Origin of the sequence: Bradyrhizobium jicamae, assembly GCF_001440395.1 — a bacterium.
GTDB lineage: Bacteria > Pseudomonadota > Alphaproteobacteria > Rhizobiales > Xanthobacteraceae > Bradyrhizobium > Bradyrhizobium jicamae.
Map to the genome: position 1 here is coordinate 62,892 of NZ_LLXZ01000059.1, position 14,202 is coordinate 77,093.

17 protein-coding genes are annotated in these 14,202 nt (G+C 62.7%); 13 read left to right on the top strand and 4 right to left on the bottom strand.

Going from position 1 to position 14,202, the window contains the following annotated elements; genetic code table 11:
* The first annotated feature begins 8 nt into the window (after positions 1-8).
* The gene (locus tag CQ12_RS09575; protein ID WP_057835055.1) at positions 9-1,277 is read left to right on the top strand and encodes a threonine ammonia-lyase; all 1,269 of its coding nucleotides are present in this window, start codon (positions 9-11) and stop codon (positions 1,275-1,277) included.
* Between the two features lie 33 nt (positions 1,278-1,310).
* Here CQ12_RS09575 and CQ12_RS09580 read toward each other — a convergent pair whose 3' ends face one another.
* Positions 1,311-1,757, bottom strand: coding sequence for a hypothetical protein (locus CQ12_RS09580; RefSeq protein ID WP_057835056.1), 447 nt, complete (start codon positions 1,755-1,757; stop codon positions 1,311-1,313).
* 109 nt (positions 1,758-1,866) lie between these two features.
* The gene (locus tag CQ12_RS09585; RefSeq protein WP_057835057.1) at positions 1,867-2,760 is read right to left on the bottom strand and encodes a substrate-binding domain-containing protein; all 894 of its coding nucleotides are present in this window, start codon (positions 2,758-2,760) and stop codon (positions 1,867-1,869) included.
* Between the two features lie 82 nt (positions 2,761-2,842).
* Here CQ12_RS09585 and CQ12_RS09590 point away from each other — a divergent pair, with 82 nt between their 5' ends.
* From CQ12_RS09590 to CQ12_RS09605, 4 genes are read left to right on the top strand one after another with little or no spacing between them, the layout of a single operon-like run.
* The gene (locus CQ12_RS09590; protein WP_057835058.1) at positions 2,843-3,535 is read left to right on the top strand and encodes an ABC transporter permease; all 693 of its coding nucleotides are present in this window, start codon (positions 2,843-2,845) and stop codon (positions 3,533-3,535) included.
* A 2-nt stretch (positions 3,536-3,537) separates the two neighbouring features.
* Entirely contained in the window at positions 3,538-4,260 is a 723-nt protein-coding gene (locus CQ12_RS09595; protein ID WP_157088106.1) for an energy-coupling factor ABC transporter ATP-binding protein, read from the top strand.
* Positions 4,261-4,277: 17 nt separating this feature from the next.
* The gene (locus tag CQ12_RS09600) at positions 4,278-5,102 is read left to right on the top strand and encodes an ABC transporter substrate-binding protein (protein WP_157088107.1); all 825 of its coding nucleotides are present in this window, start codon (positions 4,278-4,280) and stop codon (positions 5,100-5,102) included.
* Positions 5,102-5,908 carry a molybdate ABC transporter substrate-binding protein gene (locus CQ12_RS09605; protein WP_057835061.1) on the top strand — a complete coding sequence of 269 codons (807 nt, stop codon included), beginning with the start codon at positions 5,102-5,104 and terminating at the stop codon, positions 5,906-5,908. The genes CQ12_RS09600 and CQ12_RS09605 overlap by 1 nt, the downstream gene beginning before the upstream one ends.
* 87 nt (positions 5,909-5,995) lie before the next feature.
* Here CQ12_RS09605 and CQ12_RS09610 read toward each other — a convergent pair whose 3' ends face one another.
* Positions 5,996-6,211: a hypothetical protein gene (locus CQ12_RS09610; RefSeq protein WP_057835062.1), complete on the bottom strand. Its 216-nt coding sequence runs from the start codon at positions 6,209-6,211 to the stop codon at positions 5,996-5,998.
* A gap of 40 nt (positions 6,212-6,251) precedes the next feature.
* On the opposite strand from CQ12_RS09610, the gene CQ12_RS09615 reads away from it, so the two are divergent.
* Entirely contained in the window at positions 6,252-6,710 is a 459-nt protein-coding gene (locus tag CQ12_RS09615) for a hypothetical protein (RefSeq protein WP_245309825.1), read from the top strand.
* Between the two features lie 62 nt (positions 6,711-6,772).
* Here CQ12_RS09615 and CQ12_RS09620 read toward each other — a convergent pair whose 3' ends face one another.
* On the bottom strand, positions 6,773-7,792 hold the full coding sequence (locus CQ12_RS09620; RefSeq protein WP_057835063.1) for a lytic transglycosylase domain-containing protein: 1,020 nt from the start codon (positions 7,790-7,792) through the stop codon (positions 6,773-6,775).
* 123 nt (positions 7,793-7,915) lie between these two features.
* On the opposite strand from CQ12_RS09620, the gene CQ12_RS09625 reads away from it, so the two are divergent.
* The 7 genes from CQ12_RS09625 to CQ12_RS43560 all read left to right on the top strand — a co-directional run bounded on the left by CQ12_RS09625 (position 7,916) and on the right by CQ12_RS43560 (position 14,170).
* A complete protein-coding gene (locus CQ12_RS09625) occupies positions 7,916-9,100 on the top strand; it encodes an MFS transporter (protein ID WP_057835064.1) in 1,185 nt (394 codons plus the stop codon).
* 55 nt (positions 9,101-9,155) lie between these two features.
* Entirely contained in the window at positions 9,156-10,106 is a 951-nt protein-coding gene (locus tag CQ12_RS09630) for an oxygenase MpaB family protein (protein WP_057835065.1), read from the top strand.
* A gap of 87 nt (positions 10,107-10,193) precedes the next feature.
* The gene (locus CQ12_RS09635; protein ID WP_057835066.1) at positions 10,194-10,541 is read left to right on the top strand and encodes a hypothetical protein; all 348 of its coding nucleotides are present in this window, start codon (positions 10,194-10,196) and stop codon (positions 10,539-10,541) included.
* A gap of 208 nt (positions 10,542-10,749) precedes the next feature.
* Positions 10,750-12,540, top strand: coding sequence for a peptide ABC transporter substrate-binding protein (locus CQ12_RS09640; RefSeq protein WP_057835067.1), 1,791 nt, complete (start codon positions 10,750-10,752; stop codon positions 12,538-12,540).
* Positions 12,541-12,886: 346 nt separating this feature from the next.
* Positions 12,887-13,612 carry a response regulator gene (locus CQ12_RS09645; RefSeq protein ID WP_057835068.1) on the top strand — a complete coding sequence of 242 codons (726 nt, stop codon included), beginning with the start codon at positions 12,887-12,889 and terminating at the stop codon, positions 13,610-13,612.
* A gap of 152 nt (positions 13,613-13,764) precedes the next feature.
* On the top strand, positions 13,765-14,004 hold the full coding sequence (locus tag CQ12_RS09650; RefSeq protein WP_157088096.1) for a hypothetical protein: 240 nt from the start codon (positions 13,765-13,767) through the stop codon (positions 14,002-14,004).
* Entirely contained in the window at positions 13,994-14,170 is a 177-nt protein-coding gene (locus tag CQ12_RS43560; protein WP_157088097.1) for a hypothetical protein, read from the top strand. The genes CQ12_RS09650 and CQ12_RS43560 overlap by 11 nt, the downstream gene beginning before the upstream one ends.
* Positions 14,171-14,202: the final 32 nt, after the last annotated feature.

Sequence of the window (14,202 nt, forward strand, 5' to 3'; positions counted from 1 at the left end):
CCGCCCAAATGCCGAAAGCTCCAGAGAATGCCCCGCCGGATCGGCACGCTTCCGAACCCGGCCGCCTTCCCGTCACATCAGACGATATCACGGCCGCGGCCGCATCCATTGCCGGTTCCGTCATCGTCACCGAATGCGACCAGAGCCGGACGCTGAGCGAGATTTGCGGCTGCAACGTCTGGCTCAAATTCGAGAACCTGCAGTTCACCTCGACCTTCAAGGAGCGCGGCGCGCTCAACCGGCTGCGGGCGCTGTCGCCGGACGAGCGGCGGCGCGGCGTGATCGCGATGTCGGCCGGCAATCACGCGCAGGGCGTGGCCTATCACGCGAGCCGGCTCGGCATTCCCGCTAGCATCGTGATGCCGATCGGCACGCCGATGGTGAAGATCGAGAACACGCGGCGTCACGGCGCGAACACGATCATTTCCGGCAAGACGCTGGAGGAGGCCGGCGAGTTCGCCCGCAAGCATGGCGAGGCGAACAACCTCATCATGATCCATCCTTACGACGATCCCTTGATCATCGCAGGCCAGGGCACCATCGCGCTCGAAATGCTCAAGGCCGCGCCTGATCTCGATACGATGGTGATCCCGATCGGCGGCGGCGGGCTGATCTCCGGCATGGCGATTGCGGCCAAATCGCTGAAGCCGGAATTGCGCATCGTCGGCGTGCAGGCGCAGCTTTATCCGTCGATGTATAACGTCATCCGTGGCGAGCAGTTGCCGATGCGCGGCGATACGCTCGCCGAAGGCATTGCGGTGAAGGTGCCGGGACGGATCACCACCGAAATCATCCGCGATCTCGTCGACGACATCGTTCTCGTCACCGAAGATCAGATCGAACGCGCGGTGTCGATGCTGATCGCGATCGAAAAGACCGTGGTCGAGGGCGCCGGCGCAGTGGGCCTTGCCGCGATACTGGCGGCGCCGGAGCGTTTTGCCGGGCGCCATGTCGGCCTGGTCCTGACCGGCGGAAACATAGATACGCGCCTGATCGCCTCCGTCCTGACCCGCGAGCTCGCCCGCGAGGGCCGGCTGACGCAGATCGCCATCGACATCGTCGACCGGCCCGGCCAGCTCGCCGCCGTCTCGGCACTGCTCGCCGAAGCCGGCGCCAACATCATCGAGGTCTCGCACCAGCGCACGTTCTCCGACCTGCCGGCCAAGGGCACCCTGCTCGAAGTCGTGATCGAGACGAGAGACCGCGCGCATCTGGAGGACGTGATGAAACGGCTCGGTGAGGCGGGATTTGTCGCGTGGCTGCCGGGGCGAAGGTAGGCGTAGCGCTTTCGAGCGAAGTTGACGTGACTATCAAGCCGGCCATTTAACCCGGCTCCATAGCGCGGCGACTACACAGAAATCGATCCAGAGGTGGATGACCAGGGATATCCAGGGCGGGTTGGCCGTGGAGACGAGTTTCTTGATGGACAGCTTGAATGGATTGCTTTCCGCAGCAGATTGAATGAAATCGGTAATGTCTTTCTGTAGCTGCCGATTGATTTGAAGTCCCTGTTTCAGCAGTTTCCAATTTCCGAATGTGAATACCAAAAAGCCAAGCGTCACGGCACCGGCAATAATGGGCGACAGAGGCGATACGCTAAACCCATATCCCGCTGCAGCGAATGTCGCTGCAACATAGACCGTCCAGAGACTATTGATTGTTGTCGTCTGTTGCGTGAACAGACTGACGGCATGGTTGAGCTCAAACTTGTCCATTGTCGACTGCCCCAGACTATCCTGAACAGTCGCTGCCTTCATTGGGCCGGCTCCATTCATCGAAAACGAGGTAAGCCGTAATTCTTAGCTCCTGCGCCGCAGCAGGCCGCATGGCAGACAATATTAGGTTAGCGCTCGACTTGTCCGTGATCTAGTTCACCAACCGCACCGCGCCGACCTCGCTGACATCATACCCGCCAAGCTCGCTGGCCCGATCGCGAAACCCCGCCTGCCGTACGAACTCGAACAGTGCCTGCGGGCCTTTCATGAAATAGTCGCGCTGCCGCATCACGAGGTCGAAGCGCTCCCAGGTGAGGGGGAGAAAGTCGAGCCCCGCCGATTTCGCTACGCTTCGCGTGGCGATGCCGCAATCGATGCGGCCGGCGCGCACGGCTTGCGCGATATCGGGGCCGGTCGGAAAGGCGGGCTTTGCCAGTTTCAGTTCGTCGAGCGTGATACCGGCGCGTGCTAATAGCGCGAGCAGCAGCAGTTGCGCGCCGGCGCCCGCCGGACGTTGCGCCATCCGCGCGCGCGATGCGGCGATCGAGGCGATGTCGCTCAAATCAAGCGGATTGCCAGGGGCGACCAGAATGCCTTGCTCCCGCCGCGCAAATGCAATGACGACGGCGTCGTGCAGTCCCGCCGCATCGGCGACCGCATCGATATTGGCTCTTTCGTCATCGCCATCCAGCCGATGCAAATGGATCGCGGCGACCATCACCTCGCCACGCGTCAGCCGCCGCAGGCCTTCCTCGCTGCCTTCGGGCAGGCTGGCCAGGCCGGAATTGCTTTCGCGCAAGCCCCATTCCAGCAGCGGATCGTGGCTGCCGCCGAAGATCGGGGGCGCCGACACCTGCGCCAAGCCGGCCGGCGCGATCAGGCCGGCGGAGACCCAGCGGTCCAGCGCGGCGCGCGAAAACAGCCAGCGCCCGGTCACCTTGCTGCAAGGCACCGCGCGGTCCGCCACCAGCTCGTAAAGCTTGCGTTCGGATAGCCGCAGATAGTCGGCAGCCTCGTCCGTGGTCAGGAGTTCCCGTACAGGCATGGATATGCACCTGGGTGCAGCATTTCCGCAAATTGACCATGTCAGGACCGTCTGCGCAAGATGTTTGCCAAACGGAATTCCAATGGCCAGCGACGTTTCAGCCCTTCAACTCGTGCTCTCCGGCGATCCGGCGCTGTTCGCCATTGTGCGGCTGTCGCTCTATGTCAGCCTGGCAGCGGTGGTGCTGGCGGCGCTGATCGGCATTCCGCTCGGCGCCTGGATCGCGCTGACGAATTTCCGCGGCCGCCAGGGCGTCATCGTCCTGCTCAACGCTCTGATGGGCCTGCCGCCGGTCGTCGTCGGTCTTGCGGTGTATCTCGCGCTGTCGCGGTCCGGGCCGCTCGGTTCGTTCGGCCTGTTGTTCACTCCGGGCGCCATGATCGTCGCGCAGACCGTGCTGGTGGCGCCGATCATCGCCGCGCTGACGCGCCAGACCATCGAGGATCTCTGGATCGAATACCGCGACGAGCTCACCGCGATGAATCTCGGTCCCTTCGGCCGCGTCGCGGCGCTGATCTGGGATGCGCGCTTCAGCCTGGTCACCGCGCTGCTCGCCGGCTTCGGCCGCGCCGCGGCGGAGGTCGGCGCCATCATCATCGTCGGCGGCAACATCGAGGGCTTCACCCGCACGATGACGACGGCGATTGCGCTGGAAACGTCCAAGGGCGACCTGCCGCTCGCGGTCGGCCTCGGCCTCGTGCTGATTGGAATCGTGATCGCCGTCAACGCGCTGGCCTGGACCGCCCGTCGCGCCGGCGAACGACTGGCGGGATGACCATGCGCGCGCCGTCGAGCGAACTGCCGATTGAATTCGATGGCGTCACGGTTGCGGCCGGCGGCGTCACGATCCTCGATAACATCGCGCTTACGCTGGCGCCGGGTGCGCCGACGGTGCTGATCGGCCCTAACGGTTCGGGCAAATCGACACTGTTGCGCGTGGCGATGGGGCTGCTCGCGCCTTCGCGCGGACGCATCACCTGGGGCGGGCTGGAAAACGTCCCGCCGCACAAGCGCGCGATCGTGTTCCAGCGCCCGGCGATGCTTCGTCGCAGCGCCGCCGCCAATGTCAGCTTCGCGCTACGTGCGGCGGGTGTCCCGCGCGCCGAGCATGCGCGCCGCACCGGCGAACTGCTCCGGCTTGTCGGCCTCGAGGCGCTCGCCGATCGCGCCGCGCGTCGTCTCTCCGGCGGCGAGCAGCAGCGGCTGGCGCTGGCACGCGCGCTCGCACGAGATCCTGCGGTGCTGTTTCTGGACGAGCCGACCGCGAGCCTCGATCCGGTCGCCACCAAGGCGGTGGAAGACATCATCCGCGCGGTCAGCGAACGCAACATCAAGGTCGTGATGGCGACGCACGATTTCGGCGAGGCGCGCCGGCTTGCCGGCGAGGTCGTCATGCTCCACCGCGGCCGCATCGTGGAAACCGGCGCAGTCGCGTCGTTTTTCGATGCGCCGCAAACGCCAGAGGCGAGGACATTCCTCGCTGGCGAATTACTGATTTGAGGAGGAAATAAATGAATATGCTCACCCGCCGCGTGCTGATCGCCGCCGCCGCTCTTGTTTTCGCAAGTCCTGCCTTCGCGCAGGACAAATCGATTGTGGTGGCTTCGACCACCTCGACGCAGGATTCCGGCCTGTTCGGCCACATCCTGCCGATGTTCAAGGCCAAGACCGGCATCGATGTGAAGGTGGTCGCGCAAGGCACCGGTCAGGCGCTTGATACCGGCCGCCGCGGCGATGCCGACGTCGTGTTCGTCCATGCCAGGCCCGCGGAAGAAAAATTCGTGTCGGAAGGCTTTGGCGTCAAGCGCTACCCCGTGATGTACAACGACTTCGTCTTGATCGGGCCGAAGAGCGATCCGGCCGGCATCAAGGGTTCGAAGGATATCGTTGCGGCGCTTTCCGCGATCAAGGCCAAGGGATCCGATTTCATCTCGCGCGGCGACAAGTCCGGCACCCATCAGGCCGAGCTCAATCTCTGGAAGGTTGCCGGCGTCGATATCGCGAAAGACAAGGGCCCCTGGTACAAGGAGATCGGGCAGGGCATGGGCGCGGCGCTCAACACCGCGTCCGCCTCGAACGCCTATGTGCTCGCCGATCGCGGCACCTGGCTGTCGTTCAAGAACCGTGGCGATCTCGTCATTGCCGTCGAAGGCGACAAGCGGCTGTTCAACCAGTACGGCGTCATGCTCGTTAGCCCGGAGAAGCATGCGAGCGTCAAGAAAGACCTCGGCCAGCAATTCATCGACTGGCTGGTATCATCCGAGGGCCAGAAGGCGATCGCCGATTACAAGATCAACGGCGAGCAGTTGTTCTATCCCAACGCCAGCGATTCCGGCGCGTGATGCTTGCCCGGCTCTCGGCGGCACTTGCGATTCTCCTGGTCACGATGGCGCCTGTGATGGCAGAGGAAACGGTATTGCTCCATGCCGCCGGCAGCCTGCGCGGGGCGCTGAGCGAGGTGGCAAAGGCTTTTGAAGCCGCCGGCCTCGGCAAGGTGCAGCCGAAATTCGGCGCATCCGGTTTGCTGAAGGACGAGATATCGGCGGGCGCCAAGGCGGAGGTGTTCGCCTCCGCCAACATGGAACACCCGCAGGCGCTGGCGCAGGAGAAGCGCAGCGGCCCTGTCGTGCTGTTCGCGCGCAACCGGTTGTGCGCGCTGGCGCGGCCCGGCCTCGAGGTTACGCCGGCCGTACTCTTGGATCGCATGCTCGACCCGCAAGTGAAGGTCGGCACCTCGACGCCGAAGGCCGACCCGTCGGGCGATTACGCCTGGGAGGTTTTCCGCAAGGCCGAGAAGATCAGGCCCGGCGCCTTTGCGACGCTGGAGAGGAAAGCGCTGCAACTCACCGGCGGTCCCGCGAGCCCGCCCGCACCGCAGGGCCGCTCGGTCTATGGCGAATTGATCGCGCAGAACGCCGCCGATATCTTTCTGACCTATTGCACCAATGCGCTCGCCGCGCAGCGCGAGAATCCGGCGCAGCAGATTGTGCAACTACCCGATGCGCTCGCGGTCGGCGCCGATTACGGCCTGACCGTGATCAACGGCGCCTCGGCGCCAGCGTACAAATTCGCGCTGTTCATCCTCTCGGCGGAAGGCCAGCGCACGCTGGCAAATCACGGCTTTGTCGCGCCGGCTCTGCCGCAATAGGAGACGTTCGATGCTTCGCTCCGCCGTCGCGCTGGTGATCCGCCTGTAACCGGGAGCGCAGGTGTCGATCGGCCCGGTGCGATAAGTTCACGATCCGAGCGCGGCGGGCGGCGTCTCCTCGTCCCGCTGGGGCGTGGGATCCACGATCCGCCGATAGGTCGGCACCCAAGCGCTATCCCATGTTTCGAGCGTCGTGCCGCAGGCCGTGCACTCAAAGCTGTCGATCTCGCGCGAGGGCGCCATCGCCTCGGTGCGATGGTAGATCGCGCCACATCTGCATTGTCGCTGCTTTTCGATCACCACGAACCTTTACGCCGCGACTCATCGCCGGACAACGCTACTCTTGTCGCAGGAATTCGCGTTCATCTTCGTGAATATTTGTTCAAGAAACGAAGCGCGGTCGTTATGTCGCACGCCGGAACGACGCGTGCGCTGGCCGGTTAACCCGGACATGTTTCACTGGAGTTCGATGATGAAGAAGCAAGCTATCGTATTCGCCGTTGGTGCTGCTGCGCTGATGGGAGGTTCTGCAGCCAACGCCGCCGACAATGCGGTGAAGGCAAAGAATGCGACGGGTGCCGCCCAGACGTCCACCGACTTTAGCGCCCAGCACCGTCATTGGCGCCATCACCACCACCATTACGGGCGCCACCATCACTGGGGTCACCATCACCACCGGCCTTATTACAGGAGCTATAACTACTACGCGCCGCGCGCGTACGGCTATTACGGTCCCCGCCACTACGGTCACCGTCACTACGGCGGTCCCGGCGTGACCTTCAGCTTCGGCAGCGGCTGGTAAAGCAGACTGACGAGTAAAAGCCCGCGAGCAATCGCGGGCTTTTTTCGTTTGGCGAACCGTCGTTACAACTCCCGCGCCGCCCTCGATGATTTACGGCCGCTAGATTCCGACGCGAGACGCACGGCGGATTTCTTCCCTGATTTCCGCGCTGCCAGCAGCACGGCGCGTGCCTTGGCCTTGCTCGCCGCTGCACGGACGCGTCGGGCCACCGAACGCGCAGCAACACGCAGCTTTCTGACAGCCGCGTTCTTCTTCTCCTCGGCCTCACCGGATTCCGCCTTGCGTACCATCGCACTGGCTGAAGCCGTCAGGTCGACATTGACCATGGCGACCTGGTCTTGCCGCGACAGGCCGCCGACGCCCTCGCATGGCGCCTTGTGCGGCAGGTCGGTCGGCATGTGGACGGTGCTTTCCTCGTCGATCCAGGCTTCGGCCTTGTGGCCGGTGATGATCTTGACGTAATCGCGCGTTTCCTTTGGCAAAGAGCTGCGCCGCGACAGCCACTTTTCGATCCTGCCGCCGCCGGCATTATACGCCGCTGCCGCCAGCCCGAGATTGCCGAACTGATCATGCAGCTTGCGCAGGAATTTTGCTGACGCCGGAATCGCCTGCAGCGGATCGAACGGGTCTCGCAGGCCCACTTCGATCGCCGTCTGCGGCATGAATTGCGCGATGCCCCGCGCGCCCGCGGAACTGACTTCCGTCGCTTTGAACCTGCTTTCCTGCCAGAGCAGGCGCACGAAAAATCCGATCGGAATATCGTTTTCCTCGGCGGCAGTCTTGACCGCTTCACAGATCAAATTCGGTGGCCCGGCCACCTCGCTGACCGAGGCGGCTGCGTGAGCATCGGCATCGGCCGTCGCTGCAGATGGTGCGGCAACAATGCTTGCTGCATCCAATCCTTGCGAGGTTTCGACTGACGCGGTCGCAGTTCCCGTGGGAGAACTCGATACCGCGGCGGGTTCCGATTGCGCTTCCGCGACGACGAACATTTGTTCCGCCCATACTGACTTGATGTCGGAACTTTCAAAATCCACCGAGATCACAAACACAGCAATCACGGCGGCGAAAACATATCGCATCAATTTCCATCCATGGTGTGTGATGGCGGTCGGTTAGAATTTGGATGTGGAAATTTCGCGGATGAACTGCGGCAGAGCCGTGTTCTTATCGCCCGTAATTCTACCGAGTGGAACCCTTGGAACATGCGCGTCAGCGGACCGATCGCCTACATCGCGCTTTACGCCACGCTGTACGCGGCGTTCGGCGTGGCGTCGCCGTTCTGGCCGAAGTATTTCGAGACCAGATCGCTGGCGCCCGAGCAGATCGGGCTGATCCTCGCGGCGGCGCTAGTGGTGCGTCTTGTCGCGGGACCACTCGTCGGAATGTTCGCCGACTTCCTGCAATCATTGCGGCTCGTGCTCGCCGCCTGCGCGGTGCTGGCGGCCGCAGCGGCCGTGGCGTTGCTGTGGGCGGATAGCTTCTGGCTGTTGCTTCTTGTCGCGTTGGTGCAAGCGGCGGCACTGGCGCCCACGACATCGATCGCCGATGCGCTGTCGGTCAATGCGGCAAGGCCTCGGTTGGCGGGAAGGCCGTTCGAATACGGCTGGATCCGCGGTGCCGCGTCCGCAGCGTTCGTCTGCGGCACGCTGATCATCGGGCAGCTCATCACTTCCAGCGACCTCACGCGCGTGATCTGGCTGAACGCGGCCCTGCTGGTCGCTGCCGCAGGCGCAACCGCACTGATCCCCAGGGTCTCTACTCCGGCAGCGCCGCATATCAGCGTATCGAAGCTTGCGTATGAAATTCGCGGGCTCTTCGGGATTGCGCGATTTCGAATCCTGATCCTTGTCTCCGCTCTGATCTATGGCAGCCACGCCGTGCATGATGCCTTTGCGGTGATCCGCTGGAGCAATGCCGGAATAGATACCACTGTCATCAGCATCCTGTGGTCGGAGGCCGTCGCCGCGGAAGTCATCGTGTTCTTTCTGGTCGGCCCGGCATTGCTCAACCGGCTCGGCGCGCGCGGCGCAGCGGTGCTGGCGGCCACAGCCGGGATCATCCGCTGGTCGGTCGCGGGGACAACGACATCAGTCGTTGCGCTCGCGATGGTGCAGCCGTTGCACGGATTGACGTTTGCGCTGCTGCATCTTGCCTGCATGCGGATGATGGCCGTTCTTGTTCCGATCCGTATGGCCGCAACCGCTCAAGCCGCCTACGCATTTGGTTCAGGTGCGGTGACGTCCGCGCTGACGCTGCTCTCGGGATTCTTCTACGCGAATTATGGAGGAGGGGCGTTCGTTGCAATGGCGGCTGTCTGCGCGCTCGCATGGCCGCTTGCCTGGTTTGGCTTTGCCGATGCGCAAGATACGTCTGCCCGTGCTCGCTGAGTTGCGGTAGACTCCGCCTCGCGAAAAGCAAGTCGATCGTTCGAAGGTTTGCCAATTGGTCTCGGAAAGTGATCTTGAGTCGACACTTGATGTCGTCAGGGCCGGCGCCGCCGGCTCGAATGAGGGCATTTTTGGTCCGGCGTCGGTGACGTGGCAGATCGACCGGGAAGCCGTCATCTTTCTCGGCGCCGGGCGCGCCTTGCTGCTTCAACTGGCGCATCCCTGGGTTGCCGCCGCCATCGCCGAGCACTCCCGCACATTTGCAGATCCGATCGGCCGCTTTCACCGCACCTTCGAGGTGATGTTCACAATGGTGTTCGGTTCGCTCGACGGCGCGACCGCCGCCGCCCGGCGCCTGCACCGGCGACACACGGGCATCTCCGGCAATTTGCCCGAAGCGGCCGGCCGCTTTGCCAAAGGCTCGTCCTACAGTGCCAACGATATCGCCGCGCTGCGCTGGGTTCACGCCACTCTCGTCGAGTCCGCCTTGATCGCTTACGATCTGGTATTGCCGCCGCTCTCGATGGAAGAGCGCGCGCGATACTGGACCGAAAGCCGGTTGTTCGGGTCATTGTTCGGGCTGAAGCCGGAGGATCTTCCGGCAGACTGGTCATCCTTCACAGATTACACCGCCGCGATGGCGCAATCGGATACCCTGTCCGTCAGCCCCGCGGCGCGAGACGTGGCCCGGCAGATCTTCGCCGGCGCGCGGCCATGGCTGCGGCCGCCGCGATGGTACCTGGCGCTGACCGCGCAGATGTTGCCCGAACACCTGCGCACAGGCTTCGGCCTCGATCTCGATCAACGCGACCGGAGAGGCGCGGAGCGCGCGCTGAAGTGGATACGCCGTGTCTATCCCCATCTGCCGGCCCGCCTCCGCTACGCCGGTCCCTATCACGAAGCCCAGGCGCGGCTGCAAGGAAAGCCGCGGCTCGGCATCACAACCCAATGGCTCAATCGGGCATGGACCGGACGACCGCAACTGGATGATCGTCGGGAGCGGTGAGATCAATGGGCATCGGCGTGTCATTGCAGTAAAAGGTCTGGCTGCCGGCGATTCCTGAAAACGAACCTTGCAGAGGCTTTTGGAACGATGGACGAGGACGACGACCCGATCGAGGAGATTTCGCGGCTCGAAGCGCAACTCGAGGAGTTGGCCGAGACCGCCGAGCGGTGCCGCAAGATCACGCTGGTCTCGAAGTTGGCGATCGCCGCCGGCGCCGGATTGATGCTGGTCACCGTGCTCGGCCTGCTCGGATCCAATCAGGTCGCCGCCATCGGCTCGATTGCGGCGGTGCTGGGCGGCATCGTGTCGCTCGGCTCGAACGCCAGCACGTTGCGCCAGACCATGGCCGCGATGAGTGACGCCGAGGCGCTCCGATCGGACCTGATCAGCAGGATCGACCTTCGCGTGGTCGGCGACGAGACGCGCCACGCCTAGTTCGCAGGAGATGCCATTGAGGCGTGACGTGTCAATCAGGTGGCACTGCCGCCGTAATTCCCCAACTGCCGGCTGACGCCGCGTCATCTTGCCTCGGATCGGCCCGGCATGACGGCCCGCATCCTGCTTTGACAGCTTCGCGCCGACCTGATCCATTTCCAGTATCGCGCGTGGCGCGGCATTCAGCACCAGTTGAGGAGTAGGTCTCATGAAAGAACGAGAAATTCGAGACCTGATCGCAGACGTCAAGACCGGCAACCTTTCGCGACGGGCCTTTGTCCAGCAAATGATCGCCATCGGCCTTTCGGCGCCGATGGCCGGGATGATGCTGAGCCAGTCCGGGGTCGCGATGGCCCAGACCGCGCTTCCCTACAAGCCGACCAAGGCCGGCGGCGGCGGCGTGCTGAAACTGATGTACTGGCAGGCCATCACCCTGCTCAATCCGCATTTCGCGGTCGGCACCAAGGATCAGGAAGGCTCCCGGATCTTTTACGAGCCGCTGGCGGGATGGGATGGCGACGGCAACCTCGTTCCGATCCTCGCGGCCGAGATTCCGAGCAAGGAAAATGACGGCTTGGCCGAGGACGGCCGCTCGGTGATCTGGAAGCTGAAACGCGGCGTCAAATGGCATGACAGCATGCCGTTCACGGCCGACGATGTCGTCTTCAACTGGGAATACGCCAAAACGCCGGAGACCGCGGCGGTCTCGATCGGCAGCTACAAGGACATCACGGTCGAGAAGGTCGACGACTTCACCGTCCGCCTCACCTTTGCCAAGCCGACGCCGTTCTGGGCCGATGCCTTTGTCGGTAATTACGGCATGATCATCCCGAAACACCTGTTCAAGGATTACGTCGGCGGCAAATCGCGCGAGGCGCCGCACAATCTGAAGCCGGTCGGCACCGGTCCCTATCAGTTCGTGGATTTCAAGCCTGGCGACATGCTCCGCGCCAAGATCAATCCCAACTACCACATCGCCAACCGGCCGCATTTCGACGAGGTGGAGGTCAAGGGCGGTGGCGACGCGGTGTCGGCGGCGCGCGCGGTGCTGCAGACCGGTGAATATGATTATGCCTGGAACATGCAGGTCGAAGAGGAGATCCTGACGAAGCTGGAAGCCGCCGGAAAGGGCAAGTTGAGCATTACGACGTCAGGCAACGTCGAATTCATGCAGCTCAACTCGACCGATCCCGCGGTCGAGGTCGACGGCGAGCGCGCGAGCATCAAGACCAAACATCCGCTGTTCAGCGATCCGGCCGTGCGCCAGGCCGTCAACCTGCTGATCGATCGTGCCTCGATCGAGAAATTCATCTATGGCCGTACGGCGCGGGCCACCGCGAACTTCCTCAACAACCCGGAACGCTTCCGCTCGAAAAACACCAAGTTCGAATTCAACATCGAGAAGGCCAACCAGATCCTCGAAGCAGCGGGGTGGAAAAAGGGCGGCGACGGCATCAGGGCCAAGGACGGCAAGCCGCTGAAGTTCGTATTCCAGACCTCGATCAATGCGCCGAGGCAGAAGACCCAGGCCATCGTCAAGCAGGCGTGCCAGAAGGCGGGCATCGACGTCGAACTGAAATCGGTGGTGGGATCGGTGTTCTTCTCCTCCGACACCGCCAATCCCGACACCTACACGCATTTCTATTGCGACGCGCAGATGTACAACACCACCATGCCGCAGGCCGATCCGCAGTTCTTCATGAACCAGTACGTGTCGTGGCAGGTGGCGAACAAGGATAACAAGTGGCAGGGGCGCAACGTCTCGCGCTGGCAAAGCAAGGAATATGACGAGATCTACAAGCAGGTCGAACGGGAGCTCGACGCGGTGAAACGCGCGGCGCTGTTCGTCAAGCTCAACGACCTCGTCGTATCGGACAATTACATTCAGCCCATCGTCTCCCGTACCCGGGTCGCAGCGCTCGGCGGCAAGGTGACCGCGCATATCTCGGGCTGGGACCTCGATTTGTGGCAGCTTGGGAGCTGGTATCGGGAAGGGTGAGGGCGGGCCTCTGGATGTGTCGATCGTAGAGGCTGAGCGGACGGTGTGAAAGGCCGGCGGCACCGCGCGATGTTGCGCCGATGTGGGGAGGATCGCCCAATCAGCCCCGGCGCAGGTTTCATCACCTGAGTTTGATTAAACTTGAACGCGACCCTCGGAACGCACGAGTGCCGTTTCGCAGGTGAAGCATGGGTCGCATGCGTTGCACTCAGAGCTCCAGCCCTGACTCGCTTATATCTACCACTTGCAGGAAGACCGGACCGGGTTCGGGGCGGCGATTGTCCCTAGCGGAACGGATGCTGCTCCGCGGACGTAACGCCGTATCTGCTCACAGCGAGTTCATTCGATGGCTTCTGTCCCAGGCCAAATTATCATTGTTGATGACGATCCGGCGCTCCAGCAGATGGTGACCAAATATCTGGAAGACCACAACGTGCCGGCGACGGCGGTGTCGAGCAGAACCGAATTGAACCGTCATTTTGAAGGATCGCATCCGAGTTTGGTAATCCTTGATCTGCGGCTTGGCCAGGATGACGGGCTGGACCTCCTGAGAGAACTTCGATCGCACTCGGATGTTCCGGTCATAATCACGACCGGTCATCGCACGGACGAAATCGACCGCATTGTCGGCCTTGAACTCGGCGCGGATGATTACATTGTAAAGCCCTTTAGTCTCAGAGAATTGCTCGCGCGCGTCCGCGCCGTTTTGCGACGACAGGAAATTGGACGGGCTGCACGCGCGAGCGATCCGGAGCGGGGCGGGTACAGGTTTAGCGGTTGGGTACTTCAACGACGCGGTCGAAAGCTTGTTGACCCAGATGCGGCTGCGGTCCCCCTGAGCAAGGGCGAGTACGCCCTGTTGCTTGCCTTTCTTGAGGCACCGCAGCGCCCCCTCACGCGGGAATATTTGTTGCAGGCTACGCGTATCCATGAAGACATTTTCGATCGGAGCATCGATGTCCAGGTCTTGCGACTACGGCGCAAGCTCGAGATTGATCCGAGCGCGCCACGTGTCATCCAGACCGAGCGCGGTGTCGGGTATGTCTTCGCGCTGCCGGTCGAACCGTTCTGAAAAGTGATGAGACACGCCGCCGCGACCCGAGAGCGTGAGCACAATTATGGCAACGCCAGGTTACGTTTGTAACGACATTGTCCATTGCAGAGATGAGTTCGCAACAGACGGCCGTCAGGTTCCTCCCGCCAGTAACTTTGTGGGAGTACCTTATGTTGGCGAAGCATTCATTGGGACAAGCGAGCCGGGCCGCATGGCGGCAACGGGTTCCGAGCCACGATGCGGGCATTGCAGGAAACCCCTCCGCCCAGGCGCACTGGCTCGAACGCGAGCAACAAATCGAAAAGGCCATTGCCGCCCTGGCCAAGCTCGATGACCGCACATTGCTCGGTTTGGGAATCTCTCACCGCTCTCACATCGAATGGACCGTGAGGTACTGCCATGATTGCTGACATGGTCAATGCTGCAATCGCGGGCATCGGCTTCTGCCATGCAGCGGGCCGCTTGATTTTCCACCGGGGAATCAAGAGCCGCAATGCGGTCATCACGGAAAACTGGATTGAGCCGCCGAGTGAGCATCGAGGGCGGAATATTTCCGATTCGACAAGGGACGTGTGAAGTCGCGGAGGGCCTTCTACAAGTGCTTGGAT

Coding starts and splice junctions, on each gene's coding strand:
- CQ12_RS09575 (WP_057835055.1), top strand. CDS start 9: ATGCCGAAAGCTCCAGAGAATGCCCCGCCGGATCGGCACGCTTCCGAA.
- CQ12_RS09580 (WP_057835056.1), bottom strand. CDS start 1,757: ATGAAGGCAGCGACTGTTCAGGATAGTCTGGGGCAGTCGACAATGGAC.
- CQ12_RS09585 (WP_057835057.1), bottom strand. CDS start 2,760: ATGCCTGTACGGGAACTCCTGACCACGGACGAGGCTGCCGACTATCTG.
- CQ12_RS09590 (WP_057835058.1), top strand. CDS start 2,843: ATGGCCAGCGACGTTTCAGCCCTTCAACTCGTGCTCTCCGGCGATCCG.
- CQ12_RS09595 (WP_157088106.1), top strand. CDS start 3,538: ATGCGCGCGCCGTCGAGCGAACTGCCGATTGAATTCGATGGCGTCACG.
- CQ12_RS09600 (WP_157088107.1), top strand. CDS start 4,278: ATGCTCACCCGCCGCGTGCTGATCGCCGCCGCCGCTCTTGTTTTCGCA.
- CQ12_RS09605 (WP_057835061.1), top strand. CDS start 5,102: ATGCTTGCCCGGCTCTCGGCGGCACTTGCGATTCTCCTGGTCACGATG.
- CQ12_RS09620 (WP_057835063.1), bottom strand. CDS start 7,792: ATGCGATATGTTTTCGCCGCCGTGATTGCTGTGTTTGTGATCTCGGTG.
- CQ12_RS09625 (WP_057835064.1), top strand. CDS start 7,916: ATGCGCGTCAGCGGACCGATCGCCTACATCGCGCTTTACGCCACGCTG.
- CQ12_RS09635 (WP_057835066.1), top strand. CDS start 10,194: ATGGACGAGGACGACGACCCGATCGAGGAGATTTCGCGGCTCGAAGCG.
- CQ12_RS09640 (WP_057835067.1), top strand. CDS start 10,750: ATGAAAGAACGAGAAATTCGAGACCTGATCGCAGACGTCAAGACCGGC.
- CQ12_RS09645 (WP_057835068.1), top strand. CDS start 12,887: ATGGCTTCTGTCCCAGGCCAAATTATCATTGTTGATGACGATCCGGCG.
- CQ12_RS09650 (WP_157088096.1), top strand. CDS start 13,765: ATGTTGGCGAAGCATTCATTGGGACAAGCGAGCCGGGCCGCATGGCGG.
- CQ12_RS43560 (WP_157088097.1), top strand. CDS start 13,994: ATGATTGCTGACATGGTCAATGCTGCAATCGCGGGCATCGGCTTCTGC.